19 protein-coding genes and 1 tRNA gene are annotated in these 22,367 nt (G+C 71.6%); 5 read left to right on the top strand and 15 right to left on the bottom strand.

Going from position 1 to position 22,367, the window contains the following annotated elements; genetic code table 11:
- Window positions 1-261 precede the first annotated feature (261 nt).
- The 4 genes from selD to QFW96_RS05655 form a co-directional block, all read right to left on the bottom strand.
- A complete protein-coding gene (gene selD / locus QFW96_RS05670) occupies window positions 262-1,260 on the bottom strand; it encodes a selenide, water dikinase SelD (RefSeq protein ID WP_281454455.1) in 999 nt (332 codons plus the stop codon).
- A gap of 34 nt (window positions 1,261-1,294) precedes the next feature.
- Window positions 1,295-1,389, bottom strand: a tRNA-Sec gene (locus QFW96_RS05665).
- 37 nt (window positions 1,390-1,426) lie between these two features.
- Window positions 1,427-2,410, bottom strand: a complete 984-nt coding sequence (locus QFW96_RS05660) for a sigma-70 family RNA polymerase sigma factor (RefSeq protein ID WP_281454454.1) — start codon at window positions 2,408-2,410, stop codon at window positions 1,427-1,429.
- A 72-nt stretch (window positions 2,411-2,482) separates the two neighbouring features.
- Entirely contained in the window at window positions 2,483-3,412 is a 930-nt protein-coding gene (locus QFW96_RS05655) for a siderophore-interacting protein (protein WP_281454453.1), read from the bottom strand.
- A gap of 60 nt (window positions 3,413-3,472) precedes the next feature.
- Between QFW96_RS05655 and QFW96_RS05650 the strand changes: the two genes are divergently transcribed.
- A complete protein-coding gene (locus QFW96_RS05650; protein ID WP_281454452.1) occupies window positions 3,473-4,480 on the top strand; it encodes an ABC transporter substrate-binding protein in 1,008 nt (335 codons plus the stop codon).
- Window positions 4,481-4,576: 96 nt separating this feature from the next.
- On the opposite strand, the gene QFW96_RS05645 is transcribed toward QFW96_RS05650, so the two are convergent.
- From QFW96_RS05645 to QFW96_RS05635, 3 genes are all read right to left on the bottom strand, one after another.
- A complete protein-coding gene (locus QFW96_RS05645) occupies window positions 4,577-5,563 on the bottom strand; it encodes an LLM class flavin-dependent oxidoreductase (protein WP_281454451.1) in 987 nt (328 codons plus the stop codon).
- 145 nt (window positions 5,564-5,708) lie between these two features.
- On the bottom strand, window positions 5,709-6,728 hold the full coding sequence (locus QFW96_RS05640; RefSeq protein WP_281454450.1) for a LacI family DNA-binding transcriptional regulator: 1,020 nt from the start codon (window positions 6,726-6,728) through the stop codon (window positions 5,709-5,711).
- A 69-nt stretch (window positions 6,729-6,797) separates the two neighbouring features.
- The gene (locus tag QFW96_RS05635; RefSeq protein ID WP_281454656.1) at window positions 6,798-9,110 is read right to left on the bottom strand and encodes a beta-xylosidase/alpha-l-arabinosidase; all 2,313 of its coding nucleotides are present in this window, start codon (window positions 9,108-9,110) and stop codon (window positions 6,798-6,800) included.
- A gap of 299 nt (window positions 9,111-9,409) precedes the next feature.
- Here QFW96_RS05635 and QFW96_RS05630 point away from each other — a divergent pair, with 299 nt between their 5' ends.
- From QFW96_RS05630 to QFW96_RS05620, 3 genes are read left to right on the top strand one after another with little or no spacing between them, the layout of a single operon-like run.
- The gene (locus QFW96_RS05630; RefSeq protein ID WP_281454449.1) at window positions 9,410-10,708 is read left to right on the top strand and encodes an extracellular solute-binding protein; all 1,299 of its coding nucleotides are present in this window, start codon (window positions 9,410-9,412) and stop codon (window positions 10,706-10,708) included.
- Window positions 10,705-11,637, top strand: coding sequence for a carbohydrate ABC transporter permease (locus QFW96_RS05625; protein ID WP_281454448.1), 933 nt, complete (start codon window positions 10,705-10,707; stop codon window positions 11,635-11,637). Before QFW96_RS05630 ends, QFW96_RS05625 begins: the two co-directional genes overlap by 4 nt.
- A complete protein-coding gene (locus QFW96_RS05620) occupies window positions 11,637-12,455 on the top strand; it encodes a carbohydrate ABC transporter permease (RefSeq protein ID WP_281454447.1) in 819 nt (272 codons plus the stop codon). Before QFW96_RS05625 ends, QFW96_RS05620 begins: the two co-directional genes overlap by 1 nt.
- 46 nt (window positions 12,456-12,501) lie before the next feature.
- Here the strand turns inward: QFW96_RS05620 and QFW96_RS05615 are convergent, their stop codons facing one another.
- Window positions 12,502-13,158: a response regulator transcription factor gene (locus tag QFW96_RS05615; protein ID WP_281454446.1), complete on the bottom strand. Its 657-nt coding sequence runs from the start codon at window positions 13,156-13,158 to the stop codon at window positions 12,502-12,504.
- On the bottom strand, window positions 13,146-14,393 hold the full coding sequence (locus QFW96_RS05610; RefSeq protein WP_281454445.1) for a sensor histidine kinase: 1,248 nt from the start codon (window positions 14,391-14,393) through the stop codon (window positions 13,146-13,148). The genes QFW96_RS05615 and QFW96_RS05610 overlap by 13 nt, the downstream gene beginning before the upstream one ends.
- A 124-nt stretch (window positions 14,394-14,517) precedes the next feature.
- Here QFW96_RS05610 and QFW96_RS05605 point away from each other — a divergent pair, with 124 nt between their 5' ends.
- Window positions 14,518-14,736, top strand: a complete 219-nt coding sequence (locus tag QFW96_RS05605; protein ID WP_281454444.1) for a hypothetical protein — start codon at window positions 14,518-14,520, stop codon at window positions 14,734-14,736.
- Between the two features lie 167 nt (window positions 14,737-14,903).
- On the opposite strand, the gene QFW96_RS05600 is transcribed toward QFW96_RS05605, so the two are convergent.
- The 6 genes from QFW96_RS05600 to QFW96_RS05575 all read right to left on the bottom strand — a co-directional run bounded on the left by QFW96_RS05600 (window position 14,904) and on the right by QFW96_RS05575 (window position 22,338).
- Window positions 14,904-16,838 carry a cellulase family glycosylhydrolase gene (locus QFW96_RS05600; protein ID WP_281454443.1) on the bottom strand — a complete coding sequence of 645 codons (1,935 nt, stop codon included), beginning with the start codon at window positions 16,836-16,838 and terminating at the stop codon, window positions 14,904-14,906.
- A 63-nt stretch (window positions 16,839-16,901) separates the two neighbouring features.
- Window positions 16,902-17,741: a carbohydrate ABC transporter permease gene (locus QFW96_RS05595; RefSeq protein ID WP_281454442.1), complete on the bottom strand. Its 840-nt coding sequence runs from the start codon at window positions 17,739-17,741 to the stop codon at window positions 16,902-16,904.
- Window positions 17,734-18,702, bottom strand: coding sequence for a carbohydrate ABC transporter permease (locus QFW96_RS05590; RefSeq protein WP_281454441.1), 969 nt, complete (start codon window positions 18,700-18,702; stop codon window positions 17,734-17,736). Before QFW96_RS05590 ends, QFW96_RS05595 begins: the two co-directional genes overlap by 8 nt.
- Window positions 18,699-20,006 carry an ABC transporter substrate-binding protein gene (locus QFW96_RS05585; protein ID WP_281454440.1) on the bottom strand — a complete coding sequence of 436 codons (1,308 nt, stop codon included), beginning with the start codon at window positions 20,004-20,006 and terminating at the stop codon, window positions 18,699-18,701. Before QFW96_RS05585 ends, QFW96_RS05590 begins: the two co-directional genes overlap by 4 nt.
- A gap of 134 nt (window positions 20,007-20,140) precedes the next feature.
- Window positions 20,141-21,160 carry a LacI family DNA-binding transcriptional regulator gene (locus QFW96_RS05580; RefSeq protein ID WP_281454439.1) on the bottom strand — a complete coding sequence of 340 codons (1,020 nt, stop codon included), beginning with the start codon at window positions 21,158-21,160 and terminating at the stop codon, window positions 20,141-20,143.
- Complete coding sequence (locus tag QFW96_RS05575; RefSeq protein ID WP_281454438.1) at window positions 21,157-22,338, bottom strand: ROK family protein; 1,182 nt, start codon at window positions 22,336-22,338, stop codon at window positions 21,157-21,159. The genes QFW96_RS05580 and QFW96_RS05575 overlap by 4 nt, the downstream gene beginning before the upstream one ends.
- Window positions 22,339-22,367: the final 29 nt, after the last annotated feature.

Below are 22,367 nucleotides of genomic sequence, written 5' to 3'. Positions count from 1 at the left end.
GACCGGGCGACGAGCGGAGAACGGGGGAGAGCGGCCGGAACTCGCCCGTCAGCGGGGACAGGCGGCGGCGATGACCCGGAGCAGGTCGATGTGGTCGCGCGTGACCAATCGCAGCCGGAGAGCCATGCCTCCCAAGCTAGAACCGCGCCTCGACCCCGTCAACGCGGTCCGAGATGTGGGCACCGCCTGGAAAACGGCGGTAATCCGTTGTCGGAAAACTGCCGTATTCGGGGACCGGAGGACTGCCGTGTTGCGGGAGTTTCAGCGCAACGTGATGCGGATGTCGTCGGTGCGGTGGGGGAGGACGTGGCCGATGACCGGGGAACCGGGGACCTCGCCCACGACGAGGAGGCCGCCGGAGGTCTGGGCGTCGGCGAGGAGGAACAGGTCTTCGGCGCTGGTGCCGCCCGGGTCGAGGTGCGGGCGGACCCAGTCGAGGTTGCGGCGGGTGCCTCCGCTGATGAAGCCGTCGCGGACCGCTTCCCGCGCGCCGTCGACGACCGGGACGGCCGCCACGTCGATCTCCGCGGACGTGCCGGAGGCGCGCATCGTCTTGAACAGGTGCCCCAGCAGGCCGAAACCGGTGACGTCGGTGGCGCACACCGCTCCCGCCCGCAGCGCGGCGCGGGAGGCGTCGCGGTTGAGCTCGGTCATCACCGCCACCGCGTGATCGAAGAGCTGCCCGGTCCGCTTGTGCCGGGTGTTGAGCACCCCGACCCCCAGCGGCTTGGTCAACGACAGCGGCAGACCCGGCCGCGCCGCGTCGTTGCGCAGCATCCGGACCGGATCGACCAGGCCGGTCACCGCCAGCCCGTACTTCGGCTCCGGATCGTCCACGCTGTGCCCGCCGCCGAGGTGGCACCCGGCGCTGGCGGCGACGTCGGTGCCGCCGCGCAGCACCTCACCGGCAAGCTCGAACGGCAGCACCTCCCGGGGCCAGCCCAGCAGGTTCACCCCGAGCACCGGCGTGCCGCCCATCGCGTAGACGTCCGAGAGCGCGTTGGCCGCCGCGATCCGGCCCCAGTCGTAGGGGTCGTCGACCACGGGCGTGAAGAAGTCGGTGGTCACCACGATCCCGGTGCCCTCGTCGGTGCACACCACCGCCGCGTCGTCGCCGGTGTCCGTGCCGACCAGCAGCTTGGCGTTCGGCTCGGGCACGTCCGGCACGAGGGAACCGACGACGTCCTCCAGCTCGCCCGGTGGGATCTTGCAGGCGCACCCGCCGCCGTGCGCGTACTGCGTCAGCCGGTAGCCGCCCATCGAACCCGTCCTCGCGGTCGGTGGCAGAGGTCTTTGGCGGAGACGGACGGGAATCGAACCCGCCGCGTCGAGTTGCTCGGCGCCAACGGCTTTGAAGGCCGCGGGGGTCACCAGACCCCGAACGTCTCCGCCGCCCACTGTAGGAGAACGGGCCCGGCTCCACAGATCAGGAGCTCACCGACTCCGGCAGCCCGAACCGGGCGAAGTCGACGTCGAAGAAGCACACCACGTGCCCGACCCGCTCGTCGTCGAGTTCCAGGACGTGCAGTTGAAAGGGGCGGAACACGTCGTCGTCGCAGCGGATGTAGACGCCGTAGGCGAGCTGGCCGTTGGCGCGGGTCGGTCGCAGCCGCAACCCGTCCGGACCCGCCGGGCACTGCCGCGCGGTGAGCTGCGCGATCAGCTCACCTCCCCGCACCCACAGCTCGAACGGCGGCATCTCCCACACGGCCTCGGCGGTGAACAGGCCCACGATCGCGTCCACGTCCTTGGCCTCGAACGCCGCGACGTAGCGCTCCAGCAGCTGCTCCTGCTCGGCGGTCAGCGGCTGCGGGCGGTCGTCCTCGGAGGGGGCGGCGTCGGCGAGCTGGGCGCGGGCGCGCTGCAGGACGCTGTTGACCGCGGCCGTGGAGATGTGCAGCGCGTCGGCGACCTCGGCGGCGCGCCACTTGAGCACGTCGCGCAGGATCAGCACCGCCCGCTGCCGCGCGGGCAGGTGCTGCAGGGCCGCGATGAACGCCAACCGCGTGCTCTCCCGCAGCCCCACGATCGAGGCGGGGTCGGTGGCCTGGTCAGCGATCATCCCGTCCGGGATCGGCTGCAGCCACGGCACCTCGCCGGACTCGACGACCTTCTCCCGAGGCACCTCGTCGGTCGGTGCGCCCAGGCCGCTGGGCAGCGGCCGCCGCTTGCGGCCCTCCAACGCGGTCAGGCAGGTCGTGGTCGCGATCTTGTAGAGCCAGGTGCGCAGCGAGCTGCGGCCCTCGAAGCCGGCGTAGGAGCGCCACGCCTTCAGGTAGGTCTCCTGCACGAGGTCCTCGGCGTCCTGCAACGACCCGAGCATCCGGTAGCAGTGCGCGAGCAGCTCGCGGCGGTAGGAGTCCGCCTGCGCGACGAAGTCATCGGTTGGCGCGGTCGTCGTGACTGGCATGGCGCTGGCCCTTCGGTGAGAGGTGGCCCGACCCGATGCCGAAGACCGTAGCGCGCTGCTCCGACAAGAAGGTCAGCTCCGACCTTCGCGCCAATAGCCCATGAACGCCACCGAGCGCTTCGGGATGCCGTGCTCGTCGACGAGCAGCCGCCGCAGGCGCTTGATCACCGCGGCCTCGCCCGCGAGGAACCCGTAGATCGAGCCGGTGGAGTCCTCCGGGACCTCCCACAGCACGCCGGTGTCGACGTCGACGTCCTCCAGCGCGCCGTCCCGCGAGCCGGAGGACTCCGCCGGGCACAGCTCGTTCAGCGCCGCGGCGACGCCCTCGCCGAGCAGCTTGCCGTGCGGCGCGCCGGTGCGCGCGTACCAGCGCACCCGCACCCCGGCCGGGCACGCCCACTCCTGCCGGTCGTCCTCCTCGGGGACCTCCACGCACACCACGCCGCGCGCGTCGGCGGGCAGCGACTCGACGATGGCCGCCAGCGCGGGCACCGCGGTCTCGTCGCCGGCCAGCACGAGGCGGTCGGCCGAGTCCGGCGGAGCCCACTCGCAGCCCCACATCCGCCCGGTGCCCGGGCGGTCCGGGGCGAACAGGCCGATGACCTGGCCGGGCCGCGCTCCGGCGGCGAAGGTGGAGGCCGGTCCGGCGTGACCGTCGTCCAGGCCGTGCAGCACGAAGTCGACGTCGACCTCGCAGGACTCGGGCCGGTAGTCGCGGACGGTGTAGGTGCGCAGGTCCGGGCGGACGTCCTCGGGCAGGCCCAGCCAGCGCGGGTACCAGTCGTCGCCCTCGGGGAAGTCGTCGAGCGCGCGGCCGGGCTTGGGCAGCACGATCTTGATGCGCTGGTCGTGCCCGCCGAAGCCGAACCCGGACAGGCAGGCGCCGCCGAAGGTGATCCGCACGAAGCTCGGGCCGAGCCGCAGCACGCGGGCGACCTCCACGGGGAACAGGCGGTAGCCCGGCTTGGCCTGCTCCGTTCGCCCGTTGCGCGTCCCTGTCATCCGAAACCTCCCGATCGTGGTGCTAGGTTAGCCTAGCCTTATAACAATGGGAGGTCGACCTTGCGTCACACGATCAGGGCCGCTGCGGTGATCGCGGCGTCCTTAGCTGCCGTCGGCACGCTGTCCGCGTGCGGACCCTCGCAGCCCGAGCAGACCGGCACCGGCTGGTCCTACACCGACGATCGCGGCACCACGGTCACCCGCCCCGAACGTCCGCAGCAGATCGTCGCCCAGGTCTCCTCCGCCGCCGCGCTGCAGGACTTCGGCGTGCAGGTCGCCGGAACGTTCGGTCCGCTGGTGCGCGACGACGGCTCCGTCGAACCCGAAGCCGCCGGTCTCGACCCCGCGAAGGTCACCGACGTCACCGGCGCGGGCTACGGCGAGATCAACCTGGAGCGGCTCACCGCGCTGCAGCCCGACCTGCTGGTCAGCGGCAAGTACGCGGAGTACCCCGGGCTCTGGCACCTCGTGGAGGACCAGGAGAAGAAGGTCGCCGAGATCGTGCCGACCCTCGGCGTGCAGCAGTCGGGCATCGCGCTGCCGGCGGCGATCGGCAAGTACCGGGAGCTCGCCCGCGCGCTGGGCGCCGACGTCGACTCGCCGAAGGTGAAGGCCGACGAGCAGGCGTTCCACGCCGCCGCCGAACGGCTGCGCGGCATCGGCGCCCGGATGAAGGCCGAGGGCCGGTCGATCCTGGCGATCGGCGGCACGAAGGAGGAGTTCTTCGTCGTCGTGCCCGGTCGCAACCCCGACCTGGACTACTACGTCACCGAGCTCGGCCTGCCGATCACCACGCCGAACAACCCCGACCAGGCCAGCGGCGGCTACTACGAGCGGCTGTCCTGGGAGAAGGCCAACACCTACCCGGGCGACATCATGCTGTGGGACGCCCGCTCGGCGTCGATGACCCCGGAGCAGATGATGCAGAACCCGGTCTTCGCCAACACGCCCGCGGCCGCGGCCGGGCGCTTCGCGGAGTGGGACGCGGTCGCCCCGATGAGCCACGCGAGCTACGCCAAGATCATGAACGAGCTCGCCGACCAGCTGGAGTCCCGCCTCGCGGCGTGAGGTGGGTCGAGCAGTCCGCTTCGTCCGGACGGTGAGGACGAAAAACCGCCCTGCTCCTGGAGTTCCAGGGGCAGGGCGGTTGCGTGGAACAGCGGGTCAGCTGCCGAGGCCGCGGACGTCGGCGAGGAGTTCCAGCGAGCGGAGCCAGGCGGTGCGGTCGACCGCGGAGGAGACGATCATCAGCTCGTCGGCCTGGGCCTGCTTGGCGAAGCCGTCCAGGTACTCGTCGACCTCGTCGGGGGTGCCGACGGCGCTGTAGCGGGCCATCGACTGGACCTGGCGGCCGGCGGGGGAGGCCAGCAGGGCGTCGATCTCCTCGGTGCTGAGCTTGCGGCCCTGGGCCAGCATCCGGCCCGCGCGGTAGCGCTTGGCCTCCAGCAGCTGCTCCTCGGCGTAGTCGGTGGTGTCGGCGGCGATCACGTTCACCCCGGCGATCACGTAGGGCTCCGACAGCTGCGCCGAGGGCTTGAACTCCTTGCGGTAGTGCGAGGTGGCCGCTTCCAGCGCGTCCGGGGCGAAGTGCGAGGCGAACGCGTACGGCAGGCCCAGCAGGGCCGCCAGCTGCGCGCCGAACATCGACGAACCCAGCACGTACAGCGGCACGTTCGTGCCGTAGCCCGGGGTGGCGTTGACACCGGCGACGCGGGACTCACCGGCCAGGTAGCCCTGCAGCTCCAGCACGTCCTGCGGGAACGAGTCGGCCGAGGTGGGGTCGCGGCGCAGCGCGCGCATCGTGCGCTGGTCGCTGCCGGGCGCGCGGCCCAGGCCGAGGTCGATGCGGCCCGGGAACAGGGTTTCGAGGGTGCCGAACTGCTCGGCGATCGTCAGCGGGGAGTGGTTCGGCAGCATGATGCCGCCCGCGCCCAGCCGGATCGAACTGGTCTGCGCCGCCACGTGACCGATCAGCACGCTCGTCGCCGACGAGGCGATGGTGGGCATGTTGTGGTGCTCGGCGTACCAGATGCGGTGATAGCCCCAGCGTTCCGCGCGCTGGGCCATGTCGACGCTCGCGGTGAAGCTGTCCGCGGCGGTCTCCCCGTCGCCGATGTGCGCCAGGTCGAGAACGGAGAGAGCCACAGTCACGGCAGGATCAGCCTTTCCACACGAGAACACCGCGGGACACCACGTCCCGCCCTTCCCGTGCCAACGCGGAGCGAAACGTCGATATTTCCGGGCCCGCCTGTGATCTGGCCCTGCCTGCGCGCCGTGACCGGGCGGACGCGCAGCGTCAGGACCGGGGGCCGGCGGTGCTGCCGCGAACGACGAGATCGGTGGCCAGCTCCACGCGGTGGGTGTCGAAGCGGCCGGTCTCGGAGTGGCGCAGCACCATCCGCGCTGCCTCCGCCGCCATCGTCGCCACCGGCTGGTTCACCGTGGTCAGCGCCGGTGAGATCCACTGGGCCATCGGCAGGTTGTCGAAGCCCACCACGCTGAGGTCGTCCGGGAGGCGCCTACCGCGCCGCTCCGCGGCCCGGTAGGCGCCGAGCGCCTGCTGGTCGTTGGCGGCGAAGATCGCGGTCGGCGGGTCGGGCAGCGCCAGCAGCTCCTCGGCGGCCCGCTCGCCCCGGTCGTGGGTGAAGTCGCCGTCGGCGACGAGAGCGTCGTCGACGCCGATCTCGGCCGCCATCAGCGCCGACCGGTAGCCGTCCAGCCGCGCCACCGAGCACTGCAGCTGCGGGGGTCCGCCGATGAACCCGATCCGCCGGTGGCCCAGTTCGAGCAGGTGCTCGACGGCGGCGCGCGCACCGCTCCAGTTCGTCGCTCCCACCGAGGCCACCCGCGCGTCCGGCTGGCCCAGCGAGTCGATGATGATCACCGGCACGCCCAGGCCGTGCAGCTGCTCGGCGTGGCGCGGGCCGAGCTCGGTGACCGCCAGGATGATCCCGTCCGAACGCCGCGAGGTGAGGTTGTCCAGCCACGCGCGCTCGGTCTTGCGCCCGTCGTGCACCGCCGAGACGACCATCCCGACCCCGGCGTCGTGCGTGACGCTCTCGACGCCGCGCACTATCTCCAGCACCCACTCGTTGTCGAGCGTGTGGAAGACCAGGTCGATCAGCCCGGCCCGGCCGCTGCCGTGACTGGCCCGGCGGGAGTAGTTGTAGCGGGTGATGAGCTTCTCGACCCGCTCCCGGGTGTGGGCGGCGACCTCCGGACGGCCGTTGAGCACCTTCGACACGGTCGGCACCGAGACACCGGCCTCCCGCGCGATGTCGCTGATCGTCACGCGGTTCTTCTTCGCCTCGGTCACCGTGCCTCCTAGCTCGACCGACGTCACCGTACCTGAAAGTTTCGGGCCTGCCGCCCACACCCGATCACGTCACTCCGAGATCGTCACCGGGGTGTCCAGCACGCGGTCCGCACCGACCTCGCGGACCTCTCCGACGAGGCGGAACTCGCCGGAGAGACGGGGGTTCGCGCTGTCGCCGCCGACGTGGACCTCGATCAGACCGGGGTCGACGATCCGCTTCCCGCGCGCACCCGCGTAGGCCGTCCGGTCGGCGTGCAACCGGAACGACACCCGCCTGCTCTCGCCCGCGGGGACCGAAACCCGGGCGAAACCGGCCAGCTGCCGCACCGGGCGGGTCACCTGGGCCACCGGGTCCCGCAGGTAGAGCTGCACGACCTCGTCGCCGTCGCGGTCGCCGGTGTTGGTGACCGTGCACGCCACCTCCACCGCGCCGTCGGTGCCGACCTCCTCGGCGCTGACCTGCAGGTCCGAGTAGGCGAAATCGGTGTAGGACAGGCCGTGCCCGAACGGGAACAGCGCCGTCGGGTCCAGCGAGCTGACCTCGCTGGCCGCGCCGAGGGGAGCGGTCAGGTAGGTGCCCGGGTTGCCGCCCGGCGTCACCGGGATCGACACCGGCAGCCGACCCGACGGGTTCACCTCTCCGGTGAGCACGCCGGTCAGCGCCGCAGCGCCCGCCTCACCGGGGAAGAACACCTGCACCACCGCCGCGACCCGGTCGGCCAGCGCGCCCAGCGCGTACGGGCGGCCGCTGGAGACCACCAGCACCACCGGGGTCCCGGTCTCGATCAGCGCCTCCACCAGCTCCTGCTGGTCACCCGGCAATCGCAGGTCCGCGGCGTCGCAGCCCTCCCCGGAGGTGCCGCGGCCGAACAGGCCCGCGCGGTCGCCGACCACCGCCACGCACAGGTCCGCGCCCGCCGCCGCTGCTCGCGCGGCGTCGAAATCCGCTCCACCGGACGGCAGGTCGCAGCCCTTGACGTGGTCGACGTGCTCAGCGACGCGGGCGATCTCGTCGCGGAACGTCGGCAGGTCGATGCCGTGCGGCCAGTCCGGGTAGGACACACCGATGTGAGCGGGGAACGAGTAGCAGCCCAGCAGCGCGAACGGGTCGTCGGCCAGCGGGCCGACCACCGCCACCCGGCCGGGCTCGCGCACCGGAAGCGTCCCGTCGTTGGCGACCAGCACCACCGACTCCTCGGCGAGCCGTCGCGCCAGGTCCCGGTTGGCGGCCGAGTCGAACTCGCGCGGTCCCGGCGCCTCCGGTGACCAATCCGGGTCCAGCAGGCCGAGTTCGACCTTCTGGCCCAGCACCCGGCCCAGCGCCCGGTCCACCAACGTCTCGTCGACCTCGCCCGAGCGCACCAGCCGCGCCAGCGGGTCGACGTAGCAGCGGGCGTTGGGCAGCTCCACGTCCACCCCGGCGCGCAGCGCGGCCGCACCGGCCTCGCCCGGTCCCCCGGCGACGCCGTGCAGCTTGTGCAGGAACGACACGCCGAAGTAGTCGGCGACGACGGTGCCGGTGAAACCCAGCTCGTCGCGCAGCAGATCGGTCAGCAGCACCTCGTCGGCGGCCGAGGGCATGCCGTCGACGTCGGTGTAGGAGTGCATCACCGAGCGGGCGCCGCCGAGCCGCAGCGCCATCTCGAACGGCGGCAGCACCACGTCGGCGAACTCGCGCGGACCCATGCTCACCGGTGCCAGGTTGCGGCCCGCGCGGGAGGCCGAGTAGCCGGCGAAGTGCTTGAGGGTGGCCACGATCCCGCTGGACTCCAGGCCTGCGACGTAGGCCGAGCCGACGGCGCCGATCAAGTACGGGTCCTCGCCGAGGGTCTCCTCGACCCGGCCCCACCGCAGGTCCCGCACCACGTCCAGCACCGGCGCCAGACCCTGGTGCACGCCCGCCGAGCGCATGTCGGCTCCGATGCTCGCGGCCATCTCGCCGACCAGTCCCGGGTCGAAGGAGGCGCCCCAGGACAGCGGCACCGGGTACGCGGTGGCGCCCCAGGCGGTGAACCCGGCCAGGCACTCCTCGTGCGCCACCGCCGGGATGCCGAAGCGGCTGGAGGTGGTGATCTCGCGCTGCAGCCGGGTGAGAGCGGCTGCGCCGCAGTCGGGTTCGATGGGCGCGCTGCCGAAGACGCGGGTGAGCTGACCGAGCCCGCTCTTGATCATCTCGTCCCAGGGCGGGGTGTCGTCGGCGAAGTCCTCCTGGTGCGGGGCGACGCGCTCCTCGGCGCCGGAGACGTAGATCCACATCCCGACGAGCTGGTTGAGCTTCTCCTCCAGCGTCATGCGGGACACCAGATCGGCGACCCGCTCCTCGACCGGTAGTGCGGGATCGCGGTAGGGCTGGCGGTCCTCGGTCGGGCGCGACTGCGGCATGTGCTGCGACTCCCGTCGTGGTTGGGCGGCCGTCCGCGTCGACACTTTCGAAACAGTTTCGGCGTCGTGGTCCGGTCACCGGGGTGTAACGATCGACAGATTGCCACATCGTCCGCCGAATGTCCTGCATGGATCCCGATAAATGCCGGGGAGGTCGGTCTGTGAAAGTTTTGGAAACTCAGTCTTGTCGATCGTTCGGCCGCTGCGGTACCGTCTCGCCGTCCGGCAGCCGGGTGTGACCGCGTGCACACCACCTCCGGAGATCGTGGAAAGTTCGCAACGGTGCGACGGGAGCGACGATGCGTGGACTGCGACGTCTGTGCGCGATGGGGGCGGCGCTGGCGCTCGCCCTGACCTCGACCGGGTGCGCCGTTCTGCTGCCACCCAGCGAAGGCAGCGCCGACCTGGTCACCACCTGGGCGATCAGCGGCGGCGGTGAGGAAGAGCTGATGCCCGTCGAGGGCGAGAAGTTCGAGCAGCGGACCGGCCGCCCGATGCAGACCCAGTTCTTCCAGAACGACCCCTACAAGAACAAGCTCTGGGTCTCGATGGGCTCGGGCACCCCTCCCGACACGTTCTTCGGCTGGGGCGGGGGAGCGCTCGAAGCGTTCCTCGACGCGGGCAAGGTCGCCGACCTCGGACCCGCGATGCGCGAACACCCCGAGTGGCGCGAGCACTTCCTGCCCAGCGTCATGAGCCCGGTCGACATCCGGGGCGGCACCTACGGCATCCCCATCGGCGGCATGCAGCCCGTGCTCCTCTACTTCAACGAGGACGTCTACGCCGAGACCGGGCTGCAGCCGCCGCGCACCTGGAACGAACTGCTCGACCAGATCCCGAAGCTCCAGCAGGCCGGATACCTGCCGATCTCCCTGGGCGGCGCCGACTCCTGGACCTACCTGATGTGGGAGGAGGCGATCGTCGACCGCGTCGCCGGTCCCGAGGCGTTCCAGGCGGTCCTGGACGGGAAGCCCGGCGCCTGGCTCAACCCCGACATCATCAAGGCCAACACCATGCTGCAGGACCTCGTGCGCCGGGGAGCCTTCGGCAACGCCTTCGCCTCCACCAGCGCCGAACTCGGCCAGCAGCGAACGCTGCTGCGCAGCGGGCGCGCCGCGATGATGGTCCACCTGGGCGCCGGCTACTCCGACATGCTCGGCGACGACGAGAAGTGGGTGCGCGAAGGCCACCTCGGCTGGGCGCCGTTCCCCGCCGTCGAGGGCGGCAAGGGCGATCCCGCCAACCTCGTCGGCAACCCCACCACCTTCATGTCCGCCACCGCCGGACCCGACCAGCAGGTCGCGATCGACTACCTCCGCGAGGAGCTCTCCAGCCCCGAGTTCACCCGGGGCCTCATCGAACGCGGCGACGTGCCACCGGCGGCGGGCGTGGAGGAGCAGCTGCGCGCCTCCGACGACGCCGACTACATGACCTTCGTCTACGACCTCGCCAAGAACGCGCCGCACTTCCAGCAGTCCTGGGACCAGGCGCTGCCGCCCGGCCCCGCCCAGAACGTGCTGATCAACCTGCAGAAGCTGTTCCTCGACCAGATCAGCCCGGAAGAGTTCTCCCAGCTGATGGAGGAGTCCTCGCGATGACCGCCACCGAGGCCCTGCGCCCGACCGCGCCCGCCCCAGCCCCACGGCGACGCCGCCCCGCGCGGCACTGGACCGAGCCGTCCACCTGGTTCGCCGCTCCCGCCCTGCTGTTCTTCGCCGCGCTGGTCATCGCGCCGATCGTCGTCGTCATCGTGCTGTCCATGATGGACTGGAACGGCATCTCGGCGCCGCGGCTCAACGCGGCGGAGAACTGGAGCGAGCTGGCCACCGACTCCGGCATGTGGCACTCGGTGTGGGTGTCGCTGCAGGTCATGATCCTGTGCTGGGTCGTGCAGACCCCGATCAGCATCCTGCTCGGCGTCTACGTCGCCGGGAAGCAGAAGCACCGGGCCGTGCTCGCCGCCCTGTTCTTCCTGCCGCTGGTGCTGTCGTCCACCGGCATCGGCATCGTGTGGCGCAACCTGGTGGACCCCGAGTTCGGCGTGCTGCCCGCGCTCGGCCTGCCCGGCCTGAACCTGCTGGGGGACGCGAACTTCGCGCTCCACACCCTCATCTTCGTGGTGTCCTGGCAGTTCATCCCGTTCCACACGCTCATCTACCAGGCGGGCGTGCGGCAGATCCCCGCGCAGCTCTACGAGGCCGCCGAGCTCGACGGCGCCGGACCGGTGCAGCAGTTCTTCAGGATCACGCTGCCGCAGCTGCGCAACACCATCGTCACCTCCAGCACGCTGATGCTGGTCGGCTCGCTGACCTACTTCGACCTGTTCTACGTGCTCAGCGAGGGCGGTCCGGGCGATGCCACCCGGATCCTGCCGGTGAACATGTACGTCACCGGCTTCCAGCAGTACCAGCTGGGCTACGCCAGCGCGATCGCGCTGCTGCTCGTGGCGCTGGGCACCGCCCTGTCGCTGGGACTGACCAAGTACTCCGGCTTCGCCCGGATGCGCAGCGAGCAGGAGGGCGCGTGATGCTGCGAATCAGAGGTCTGCTGCCCAACGCCGCCGCCCTGCTGTGGGCGCTGGTCGTGGCCATCCCGCTGTACTACGTGGTGGTCACCAGCCTGCGCGGCGAAGACGCCGCGGTGACCGAGAACCCGCTGTCGCTACCGGCCATCCCGACCCTGGACAACTACGGGCTGGTGTTCTCCGACGGGTTCGCCGGGTTCCTGTTCAACAGCCTGCTCACCACCGCGATCACGGTCGTCGTCGTGCTCGCCACGGCGCTGCCCGCGGCCTACGTGGTCGTGCGCGGGCGGCGTCGGCGGCACCAGTGGTTGTTCCGGATGTTCCTGGCGGGCCTGGCGATCCCGCTGCAGGCCACGATCATCCCGGTCTACGTGATGATCGTCGAGGCCGGTCTCTACGACAGCCTGCTGGCCATCATCCTGCCCGCCATCGCCTTCGCGATGCCGCTGTCGGTGCTCATCCTGAGCAACTTCCTGCGCGACATCCCCGAGGAGCTCTACGAGTCCATGTGCCTCGACGGAGCGGGGCAGTTCCGGGTGCTGGTGAACCTGGTGCTGCCGCTGTCGCGACCGGCGCTGCTGGCCGTCGGCATCTACCAGGCGCTGCAGGTGTGGAACGGGCTGCTGTTCCCGCTGATCCTCACCCAGCGCGAGGAGACCGCGATGCTGCCGGTGATGCTCTGGCAGTTCCAGGGCCAGTACACGGTCAACGTCCCGGCCATCATGGCCGGTGTCGTGCTCTCGGCGATCCCGGTGCTGGTGCTCTACATCCTCGGCCGCCGGTTCATGATCGCCGGACTCACCGCGGGCGCGGGCAAGTGAGGAGGGCGCCGGTCGGCGGCCAGGGGCAGGCCGCCGACCGGCGCGATCACGACCGGGTCGACGGCGAGCGCTCCAAGTAGCGCAGCACCGCCGTCACCCGGCGGTCCGCGCGGTCGTCCGGTGGCAGGTCGAGCTTGGCGAAGATGCTGCGGATGTGCTTGTGCACGGCGCCTTCGGTGACCACCAGGCGCTCGGCGATCGCGCCGTTTCCCAGGCCCTCCGCCATCAGAGCCAGCACGTCGCGCTCCCGGGGGCTCAGCCGGTCCAGGCCCGAGCCGGACCGGGTCAGCAGCTGCGCGATCACGTCCGGGTCGATCGCCGTGCCGCCGTCGGCGACGCGGTGCAGGGCCGCCATGAACTCCTCGACGCGGCCCACCCGCTCCTTGAGCAGGTAACCCAGCCGGGCGCTGCCCGAGGACAGCAGCTCGGTGGCGAAAGCCTGCTCCACGTAGGCCGAGAGCACCAGCACCGCCAGCGCCGGGCACCTCCGCCGCGCCTCCACAGCGGCCACGATGCCCTCGTCGGTGTGCGTCGGCGGCATCCGCACGTCGACCACCGCGACGTCGGGCCCGTGCTCGTCCACCGCCCGCAGGAACCCCGCCGGGTCCTCGGCCGTGGCCACCACGTCGAGGCCCTCGGCGCGCAGCAGCAGCGCCACACCCTCGCGCAGCAGCGGGTCGTCCTCGGCGATCACAATCCGCACGGCAGGCTCACCTCCACCGATGTCGGGCCGCCCACCGGGCTCACCAGGTCGAACGTGCCGTCGTGGGCCTCCACCCGGCGCCGGATGCCCTCCAGGCCCGAGCCGCCGCGCTCGTCGGCGCCGCCGCGGCCGTCGTCGGTGACCACCACCCGGAGCCGGTCGTCCTCGGTGCGGCGCAGCAGGACCGAGGCCGTGCGGGCCCCGCTGTGCTTGGCGACGTTGCTCAGCGACTCGGCCACCGCGAAGTACACCGACGCCTCGACCGAGGCCGCGCACCGGCCGGGCAGGTCGGCGTCGATCCGGCACTCGGCCGGGCAGTCCGCGGCGAGCGCGGCCAAGGCGTCCGGCAGGCTCCGCTCCAGCAGCACCGGGGGCATGAGGCCGCGCACCACCGCGCGCAACTCCCGCAGCGCCTGCTCGGCGGCGTCCTGCGCGCGGCCGAGCATCTCCTCGGCCTCCTCCGGTCCGCGCCGAACGGCCCTCCGGGCCGCTCCCACCAGCACCGTCACCGCCACCAGGCGGTTCTGCGCTCCGTCGTGCAGGGACCGCTCGATGCGCCGCAGCTCGGCCGAGTGCGCGTCCAGCGCCGCCGCTCGCGTCGCCGTCAGGTGCGCCACCCGCATCGCCAGGTCCGCCTCCGGTCCCAGCCCGAGCAGCCGACGCCCCGGAAGCGCCTGCCACCGCGCCATTCCCGGCAGCAGAACCAGGCACGCCAGCACCCATCCCAGGCCCATCAGCGACACCAGCAGCGAGCCCGCGACGTCGCGCACCTGCCACAGGCCCAGCGACGCCGTCGCGTCGGCAGGGGGAAGCAGGAACCACCACAGCGGGAACGTGCCGTCCCGCACGGTGTTCAGCGCCAGCGTCAGGCCCACCACGCCGAGCGCGAACCCGGTCACCGCGTGCATCGCGACCCACGCGAGCTCCCGGCGCACCGCGCGTGCCCGCAACGCCGCCACCAGCGATCCGGGCACCGGGCCGGGGCCGATGACATCCGGGCCCCAGCGCGTCAAGCGGGTGCGCTCCTGCTCGGCCACCACGTGCGCGAACCGCAGCACGAGCGGCGCCAGCACGATCCCGACGCCCAGCGGGACCAGCGCCGCGCACACCACCACCAGCAGCACCGCGATCAACGCCAGCACCGAGGTGCCCAACCCGCCCACCACGTGCTCCAGCGCGTCGAACGTGACGTGCGCGCGGTGGGTCAACCGGGCCCGGGTGTTCCGCTGCCACATGACACCCCCTGTTCCCGCGAAACCCTAACCGGCGCAGGGGGAGCGGCGCGGTAGTGCAGGCTCTACCACCGGGCGTCGCGTCCGCTGGATCGCCGGGACCGCCGGGCGGGACTAGCTTTCCGGCATGCCCGATGACGCCACCCGCATCGTCGCCAGAGTGAGCGGCAGCGCGATGCGCATGTCCCGCAAGGTCAAGATCCTGCTCTGGAGCACCTTCGCGATCTGCGTGGTCACCAACGCCGTGACCTCCTTCGCCCAGCGCCCACCGGCGGTCCCGTTCCTGCTCGGCCTGCTCACCACCGCCTGCGCCGTCGCCCTGTTCGCCCAGCACCGGCGGCGCTGAGCAGAACTCGGTCGCGCCGCGCCGGAATCCGCCCCTCAGCCGCAGGATTCCGCCCCGGCGCGACCCGCCGGGGGTCGGCCGCCGGCGCAGGGCGGCCGGCCCCACAGCCCTTCGGAAGGTAGGAGTGCGGGCCCCGATCCCCCGAGCGACCGAGGCCGCCCCGGTGGTCAGGGCTTGAGCTCGACCACCTCGACGCCGTACGGCGCCAGGAGCACCTCCGACAGCGGCTCGCCGGACAGGCTCCGCACCGAGCCCGCGCACTGCGGCGAGACCGTCGTTTCCCGGGAGTGCTGGCTGACCAGCCAGGCGAATCGGCGGCCGTCCTCGTGCACCAGGACGTCGGCGAACACCCGCGGGTCGTCGACCACGACCTCCCGCTCGACCCCGGAGATCGCGGCCAGCGCTGCGTAGAGGCGGTGGCTGTCGTCCGGGTTCACCCGCGTGCTGCGGGCCGCGAACAGCTCCACCGGGTAGGTGCACAGCACCGCCTCGCCCGCGCCCGTCGCGTACCGCAGCAGCGCCGGGTTGCCGTGCGCGTCGGTCGCCACCACCGTCGCGCCCCGCGGCGTGACCGGGAGGAAGGCGCGGCTGTGCACGTTGCCCGACACCCGGAACCGCAACGACTCGCCCGCGCCGATGCCGCCGAAGTCCTCGGCGAAGTCGAACCGCACCTCCTCGTCGACCACCTCGTCCACCACCCCGTAGGTGATGTTCTTGCGCACCCCGAAGGTCTCGTCGAAGTAGGGGATCCACGGCTGCCGGTGATGCCCCACCTCACCGGCCGTGTACGACAGGTACAGCACCGCGCCCTCGCGCACGCGCTCGCGCAGGCGTTGCCACGTCGGTCCCTGGATCTGCTTGACGCACGGCAGCAGGTACAGGTCGACCTCGGCGTCGATGCCGTCGCGCTCCCGCGTGAAACCGACCGGCAGATCCGCCTCCCGCGCCGCCACGTACGCCTGGTGCAGCGTGTCGAAGATCAGCGGGCGGTCGTCGTCCTGCGTGAACGGGTAGCCGCGCTCCAGGTACTCGGTCACCACCAGCGCGGCGCGGGCGTCGCTGCGCTCGCAGCGGGCGAAGTCCACCCGCTCCAGCACCTCGGCGAACGACGCCAGCTCCCGCAGCGGCGGTTTCGGAGCCCCGGTGGAGTCGGTGATCCCGAAGTGCATCTCGAACGGGTGGTGCGAGTACGGGCCCCGGCCGATCAGGTCGTCGTAGTCGGTGTTGTTCCACGCCACCCAGCCCGTCGACCCGGCCAGCAGCGAGTTGTGCAACGTCTGCCGGTAGTAGTGGGCGGCGTTCTCCGGCGACACCTGGTCGCCGGACAGCCCGAACTCCTCCAGCACCACCGGTTTTCCCGCCACCGCCGAGAGCTCGCACACGAACGCCGCGATCAGGTGCTGGCGCACCGGGTCGCTGTCGATCCGGTACACGTGCGGGCCCACGAAGTCCACCATCGCGCCGGTCTCGCGCACCGAGAAGCCGTTGTCGACGCCGGTGACCTCGATGCCCCACGCGCCGTCGCCCAGCGACACCGGCTGGGTCCCGCCGCCGGCGCGCACCGCCTGCACCATCAGCCGCGCCCACGCGCTGACCTGCTCGGTCGGGGCCTTCGGCTCGTGCCGCAGACGGCCGTAGATCGGCATCTCGTTGCTGATCAGCCAACCCGCCACCGCCTCGTGTCCGGCGAAGCGCTCGGTCATCCGCTGCACGAACCACGCCTGCTGGGACACCAGCCACACGTCGGCGTAGAGATCACGACCGCCGCGCCACTCCGGGTCCCAGTTGTCGCCGGACATGTGCCCGACGATGAACGTGGGGATCGAGGTCATCCCGACCTCGGCGTGCGCGTCCAGGAAGTCCTGGTAGTGCGCGACCTTCTGCTCGTCCACCTCGTTCGGGGCCGGCATGAAGTCGGGCCAGTAGAAGAACGACCGGGTCTGCCGCAGGCCGTGCTCGTGGAGCACCCGCAGCTCCTCGCGCACGACCTCGGGGGAGTAGTCGCGCCACATCAGCGGGCCACCGGTGCGCGACCAGAAGTTCGCGCCCAACCACACCTCCGGTCGCCCGTCCGCGGTCACCTTGGCGGTGTTGCGTCGCATGAGAACCCTTCCGCAGCGATGGAAACTGCACGGAACACCACGACCGGTCCCGCACCGGCCGAGTCACTTCACCGCGCCCGCCGTCAGCCCCTGCGCGAGGTAGCGCTGCAGCGCCAGGAACCCGATGACCACCGGGATGCTGACCACCAGCGACGCGGCCATCACCTCGTTCCAGTACACCGAGGTCTCCGTCGAGTACTCGCGCAGACCGACCGCCAGCGTCCGCGAATCCGAATCCGTCATGATCGACGCGAACAGGGTCTCGCCCCACGCCGTCATGAACGCGTAGATGCCCACCGCCGCGATGCCCGGCCGCGCCGCGGGCAGCACCACCCGCCACAGCGCGCCCAGCGGGCTCGCCCCGTCGATCAGCGCGGCCTCGTCGAGATCGCGCGGGATCGTGTCGAAGTAGCCGACCATCATCCAGATCGCGAACGGCAGCGAGAACGTCAGGTACGTGACGACGAGCCCGAGCAGGCTGCCGTAGAGCTCGATGCCGGTGTAGCGGCCGATCGTCGCGTAGATCAGGTACAGCGGCAGCAGGAACAGGATGCCCGGGAACATCTGCGTCGACAGCACCACGATCCGGAACCCGTCGCGACCCCGGAACCGGTAGCGGCTCACCGCGTAGGCGGCCAGGATCGCGATCGCCAGCGACACCGCCGCCGCGCCCAGCGCCACGATCGCGCTGTTGAGGAAGTAGTCGGCCAGGTCGATCGTCGACCACATGTCCACGAACGGCTCGAAGGTCAGGTTCCCCGGGAACCACTCGAACCGGTCCCGCACCTCGCCCAGCGGTTTCAGCGCCGAGGTCACCATCACGTACAGCGGGATGACCGTGAACAGCGTCAGCGCCACCAGGCCCACGACCCGCAGGACGCGGAACCACCTCGGCTCAGGCATCCTTCATCCTCCGCGATGTGAAGGCCAGGTACCCGGCCGTGACGACCAGCAGGAACAGCAGCAGCAACGTCGACATCGCCGAACCCATCCCGAAGTTCCAGGTGATGAACGAGTTGTTGTAGATGTGGATCGACAGCAGGTTCGCCGCGCTGGGCACCGACTTGTCGAACAGGACGTAGGGCACGTTGAAGTCGTTGAACGTCCACAGGAACAGCACCAGCACCAGGACCTGGTTCACCGGCCGCAGCATCGGCAGCGTGATCGACCGGAACTGCTGCCACAGCCCCGCGCCGTCCACCGTCGCCGACTCGTAGACGTCGTGCGGGATCGACTGCATGCCGGCCATCAGCACCAGGAACGCGAACGGCCACAACCGCCACGTCGCCGTCGCCACCGTGGCCAGGAACGCGTTGTCGCCCAGCAGCCAGAACGTCTGACCGTCGGTGATGCCCAGCCCGCTCAGCGTCGCGTTGACCATGCCGTCGTCCTGGTCCAGCAGGAACTTCCAGACCATCGCCGCGGTGTAGACCGGCAGGGCGTAGGGCACCAGGAACAGCGTCCGCAGCACCGCTCGCCCCCGGAACGAGCGCTGCAGCAGCGTCGCCGCGAACACCCCCAGCAGCCACGACAACCCGACGGTCAGCACCGAGAACCCGGCGGTGACCGCGAACGAGCGGACCAGCGCCGCGCCGACGGCACCGTCGAAGTCCAGCGCGAAGCGGAAGTTCGCCAGACCCGCCCACGGCGCGTGCAACCAGTCCCGCAGGTAGAACTGGGTCAGCTCCAGCACGCTCATGTACAGCCCGCCGAGCATCGGCAGCAGGTGCACCAGCAGTTCGAAGCACAGCGCCGGAGCCACCAGCAGGTACGGCAGCAGCCGCCTGCTCGGCGTCCACCGGCGGCCCGGCGGAGGATCGGGCGGGGCGACCGGTGCGGTGGGGGAGGTGGCGGTACTGGTCAACTTCCGGTACCTCGCATCTTCTGCTCGGCGTCGGCCAGGGCCGCCCGCACGTCCTCGGTGGTGACCTCGCGGCCGGTGGCGATCTCGGCGAACAGGTCCCGCATCGCCGAGCCCACCGTGGTCTCGAAGTGCGCTTCGGTCGGGATCATCGGAGCGGGCTCGGAGTAGTTGGCCAGCACGTCCGAGAAGACCCTGTCCCGCTCGGTGCGGAACGCGGGGTCGTCGTAGGCGTCGGTGACCACCGGCAGCGTCCCGTACTTCTTGTTCAGCGACGCCTGGGTGTCCTTGCTGGTCAGGAACCGCACGAGTTCGAGGGCCTGCTCGCGCTTCGGGCTGTCGGCGAACACCGCGACGTTCGAGCCCGCGACGTGGCTCAGCGCCGGGGTCCCGCCCGGCGGCAGCGGATCGGGCGCGGGCAGCCGCACCACGCCGTAGGCGTCGCCGGACATGCCGTTGTCCTCCAGCGTGGGGATCACGCTGTTCTGCGCGATGAGCATCGCCGCGTTGCCGTCGGTGAAGTCCTCGGCGGCGCTGGAGGTGGTGCCCTCCTCGGCGTCGCCCGGGCTCACGACCTTCTGCGTCGACATCAGGTCGAGGTAGCGCTGGACGGCCGAGACGGCGCCCGGCGAGTCGAAGTCGGGGCCGTGGCGGGTGATCAGGTCGACGCCCTGCCACCGGGCGAACATGAAGGCGAAGTGCGAGTTCTCGGTGTAGCTCGCGCCGGCGATCGTCAGCCCCCAGCGGTTGCGGGCCGGATCGGTGAGCTTCTTCGCCGCCGCGACGAACTCGTCCCAGTCGCGCGGCGGGGCCACCCCGGCCTCGGCGAAGAGCTTCTTGTTGTAGAACACGCCGTAGCTCAGGCCGTACAGCGGCAGCGACGTCGGAACCTGCCCCGCCATGCCGGTGGAGCTCATGCTGCTGTCCAGGAAGCGTTCCCGGCCGCCGAAGCGCTGCATGAGCTCGTCGTCGAACGGCACGAACGCTCCGGTCGCCTGCAGCGAGGCCGACCAGGTGTTGCCCAGGTTCACCACGTCCGGTCCGACTCCGGAGGTCGCCGCGCCCAGGATCCGGTTCAGCAGATCGTTCCAGCCGATGACCTCGACGTTCACCTCGATGCCGGTCTCGGCGGTGAACCGGGCCAGGTCGTCGTGCAGGACCTCCATGTCCTGCTCGGCGCTCTCGCCCTGGTTGCTGGCCCAGTAGGTGATCGTGTTCTGGTCGTCGGCCGAGCCTGCGCAGCCGGTCAGCGTTGCGGCGAGCACGGCGGCGATGAGCGACACCGTCGCGAGCGAGCGTTTGATCACGAAACGACTCCTCGGCCTCGTCGGACCCGTCGTTGGGCCCGCCGCTCAAGCTAGGGACTTAACCGGTTAATCAGAAGGTCCGGTACGACCGGCGTGACCGATTCGTTACCGCTGACGGCCCTTCGCTGCTCCGATCAGCGCACGGGCGCTTCGCCCGTGCTGTCGCGCGTGATCAACTCGCGCGGGTGCATCCGGGCGTCGTCGGCCACGCCCGTCTCGATCAGCTCCAGCAGCATCAGCGCCGCCCGCTCGGCGGCCCCGCCGACGTCGTGCGAGAACGCGGTGATCGCGGGGCGGACCACCCGGCACAGCATCGAGTCGTCCCACGCCAGCACCGAGAGATCGCCCGGTACGCGCACTCCCAGCTCGTCGGCGCGGGCGACCGCGGCCACCGCCATCACGTCGTTGTCGAAGATGATCGCCGTCGGCGGCCGCGCAGCACCCAGCAACCGGGCCGCGGCCGCCACGCCACCGGCCTCGGTGTAGTCGCCGTGCGCGGGAACCAGCTCCGTTCCCGGCATCTCGGCGACCGCGCAGCGCAACTCCCGCTCCCGGCGGGCGGTGTGGCGCAGCTGCTCCGGGCCCTGCACGTGCCCGATCCGCCGGTGGCCCAGCGCCGCCAGGTGCCCCACGGCGCTCGCCGCGATGTCGCGCTCGTCGACCCACAGCACCGGGATGCCCGCCATCGGCCGCTCGGTGCCGAAGAAGACCGCCGGAACCCGCAGCTCGCGCAGCAGGGCCGGGCGCGGGTCGTCGACCCGCAGGTCCGTCAGCAGCACGCCGTCGACGCGGCGCTCGGCCCACCAGCGCCGGTAGGTCTCCAGCTCAGTCGCCGTGTCCGAGGCCAGCGCCAGCTGCAACGAGAAGCCGTGCGCCGACAGGGTTTTCTCCAGGCCCGCCACCACCTGCATGAAGAACGGCTCGGTCCGCAGCACCTCCGGCGAGCGGGCCAGCACGACGCCCACCGTGGCCGCCCGGTCGCTCGACAGCGCCCGCGCGGCGCTGCTGGCGCGCCAGCCCAGCTCGGCGGCCACGTCCAGGATCCGCTCCCGCGTCTCCTGCGAGACGCCGCCGCGCCCGTTGAGCGCGTAGGACACCGCCGCCTTCGACACCCCGACCTCGCGGGCGATGTCGATGATCGTCGGGCGCTTCACGGCGCCACGGCCTCGTCCAGCCGCCGCGCCAGCAGCACCGCCCCGTCGAGCTCGGCCTGCGGCACGTCGCTGAAGACGACCTGGCGCGCGCGGTGCTGCGGCAACGACGACCGGGGCAGTTCCTCCCGCAACGGCCCCAGCAGCAGCTCCCCGGCCCCGCGCACGGCGCCGCCGATCACCACCAGATCCGGGTCCAGCACGTTGAGCAGGTACGAGATGCCGCGCGCCAGGCCGCGTCCCGCTCGCGCCAGCGCCGCGCGGGCGGCCTCGTCGCCCTCGTGCGCCGCATCGATGATCAGGCGCAGGTGGCTCCCCTCGCGCAGGGCGCTGAACCGGCCGTCGCGCAGCGCGACGTCCACGGCCCTGGTGATGGCCGGCTCGCCGGCGACCGTCTCCAGGCAGCCCGTGTTCCCGCAGCCGCACTCCAGGCCGTCGTCCTCGACGCGGCAGTGCCCGATCTCCCCGGCGATGCCCGTGCTGCCCGAGAACAGCTGCGATCCCAGCACCACGCCGGAGCCGACACCGGTGCCGACGCTGAGCCGGACGAACGACTCCACGCCCACCGCCACACCGGCGTGGTGCTCCGCCAGCGCGCCTGCGTGGGCCTCGTTGAACACCGTCGCCGGAGCCCCGACCAGCTCCTCCATCCGCGCCTGGATCGGCACGTCCCGCCAGCCCAGGTTGGGGGCGAGCAGGCAGCGGCCCGAGGTCTGGTCGACCAGGCCCTCCACCGAGACGCCGACGGCCGCCACCAGGTCGATCGCCATGTCGGCGCGCCCGCACGCGCGCAGCACCAGCGTCCGGGCGGCGCGCAGGCCGCGCTCGGCGTCGCCGAGGGAGCTGGCGGTCGAGGCGCGGGCCAGCGGGTTCCCCAGCGCGTCGGCGAGGGTCACCATCGTCCGCTGCGCCCCGAAGTGCACGCCGACGTAGGCGCGGTGGCGCTCGTTGAAGCGCAGCAGGTTCGGCCGCCGGCCTCCCGCCGAGCCGGGTTCGCCGACACCGGCGTCGAGGAGGAATCCCTCGGCGAGCAGTCCGTCGGTGATGGCGGAGGCGGACGGCTTCGTCAGGCCGGTCTGCCGGGCGACGTCCGCGCGCGACCGGACCTCACCGTCGCGGAACAGGTCGAGGACCAGTCGGCGGTTGAGCTGTCGCACCATCTGCGGGCCGTTCGGGGACACCGGGGAAGTATGCCCGGGCGGGCGAGGGC

This window comes from Saccharopolyspora ipomoeae (assembly GCF_029952525.1).
Classification (GTDB): Bacteria; Actinomycetota; Actinomycetes; order Mycobacteriales; family Pseudonocardiaceae; genus Saccharopolyspora; species Saccharopolyspora ipomoeae.
This window is presented reverse-complemented; position numbering and strand designations above follow the sequence as displayed.

Bases quoted from the DNA above. Each gene is read 5' to 3' on its own strand.
- QFW96_RS05635 (WP_281454656.1), bottom strand. From the start codon at position 9,110: ATGCCGCAGTCGCGCCCGACCGAGGACCGCCAGCCCTACCGCGATCCC.
- QFW96_RS05595 (WP_281454442.1), bottom strand. From the start codon at position 17,741: ATGCCTGAGCCGAGGTGGTTCCGCGTCCTGCGGGTCGTGGGCCTGGTG.
- QFW96_RS05600 (WP_281454443.1), bottom strand. From the start codon at position 16,838: ATGCGACGCAACACCGCCAAGGTGACCGCGGACGGGCGACCGGAGGTG.
- QFW96_RS05620 (WP_281454447.1), top strand. From the start codon at position 11,637: ATGCTGCGAATCAGAGGTCTGCTGCCCAACGCCGCCGCCCTGCTGTGG.
- QFW96_RS05625 (WP_281454448.1), top strand. From the start codon at position 10,705: ATGACCGCCACCGAGGCCCTGCGCCCGACCGCGCCCGCCCCAGCCCCA.
- QFW96_RS05660 (WP_281454454.1), bottom strand. From the start codon at position 2,410: ATGCCAGTCACGACGACCGCGCCAACCGATGACTTCGTCGCGCAGGCG.
- QFW96_RS05655 (WP_281454453.1), bottom strand. From the start codon at position 3,412: ATGACAGGGACGCGCAACGGGCGAACGGAGCAGGCCAAGCCGGGCTAC.
- QFW96_RS05630 (WP_281454449.1), top strand. From the start codon at position 9,410: ATGCGTGGACTGCGACGTCTGTGCGCGATGGGGGCGGCGCTGGCGCTC.
- QFW96_RS05610 (WP_281454445.1), bottom strand. From the start codon at position 14,393: ATGTGGCAGCGGAACACCCGGGCCCGGTTGACCCACCGCGCGCACGTC.
- selD (WP_281454455.1), bottom strand. From the start codon at position 1,260: ATGGGCGGCTACCGGCTGACGCAGTACGCGCACGGCGGCGGGTGCGCC.
- QFW96_RS05605 (WP_281454444.1), top strand. From the start codon at position 14,518: ATGCCCGATGACGCCACCCGCATCGTCGCCAGAGTGAGCGGCAGCGCG.